Below are 989 nucleotides of genomic sequence, written 5' to 3' on the forward strand. Positions count from 1 at the left end.
TGTTTTCCCGTTGTAAGTTCGGCTAAAATTTTTAATTTGAAAGGTTCACTGTACCGTCTAATTACTTTGTCATTTTTATACATAATTGTTTTGAATTATGTAGCCTTATTTTAGGACGGGTCAATATTGTGGGCAACGGTCTCGGCTATGAGTAGTTGCGTGGTTTAGCACGGAACTTTGCAGGTAAAAACCAAACTGAAAATCCGCTAGGATTTTCAAAGTAGACGAGAACAAGCAATTACTTATAGCCATTGTTGGGCTTTCGTTTTATTAGATTTCTTTATCTAATTTGTCTGGGTCTTGTCTCGTGTCAAATAACGTAACAATATTAATTCGCTTGGAATTATAACGATAGAATAAAGTCGTTTGTTTTGTGATTACACATTTTCTTAAACCTTTTGCTTTTTTAGATTCAGGAAATATTTCAGGCTGGTTTTTAATTATTTCTATTGATGAATCTAATTTTTCAACGAAGTCAGTTTTAACTTTAACAGACCATTCCGTAATTAAATACTCGAAAAGTTTATCTAATTTCTTTTCGGCTGTTTTTGAAATTACAACTTTTCTGCTCAATTTATCTGTGTTTTTGCATAAAAGTATCGTAATCCGTTACCTCTCCATTTTTAATTTCAAGAGAGGCTCTTTCAATTTCGTTACGTTGTTCAATAGATAAATCATCCCAAAAGTCAGATGTTTTTTCTTTTTTGAAGATTTTTTTAATGGACTCAATTATTCTTGGATTTTCAGTATCCAAAAGCATTTTAACCAGTTCTATTTTTTCAGCTTGAATATTCATAGCATTTTATTTTATAATCAAAAATAAGGATTTAAACCTAATTTTTGTTGGAATGACGGATTTTTCAATGTCTCGTCCTGAAATATGGCTACAGGTTAAAATTGAATTTACGCTGATAATTGATATACCATATTAGGTGTTTTATAGTCTAAAGATAAATGTAATCTTATTTGATTGTATAAATTAATTGCAT

General features: G+C 29.9%; 2 protein-coding genes. Both read right to left on the bottom strand.

The window, feature by feature from the left end; genetic code table 11:
* Nucleotides 1–270 precede the first annotated feature (270 nt).
* Nucleotides 271–573 carry a type II toxin-antitoxin system RelE/ParE family toxin gene (locus ACFPH8_RS15000; RefSeq protein ID WP_376862275.1) on the bottom strand — a complete coding sequence of 101 codons (303 nt, stop codon included), beginning with the start codon at nt 571–573 and terminating at the stop codon, nt 271–273.
* A 1-nt stretch (nt 574) separates the two neighbouring features.
* Nucleotides 575–796, bottom strand: coding sequence for a hypothetical protein (locus ACFPH8_RS15005; protein WP_376862277.1), 222 nt, complete (start codon nt 794–796; stop codon nt 575–577).
* Nucleotides 797–989 lie beyond the last annotated feature (193 nt).

Origin of the sequence: Bizionia hallyeonensis (assembly GCF_042657385.1) — a bacterium.
Classification (GTDB): domain Bacteria; phylum Bacteroidota; class Bacteroidia; order Flavobacteriales; family Flavobacteriaceae; genus Algorimicrobium; species Algorimicrobium hallyeonense.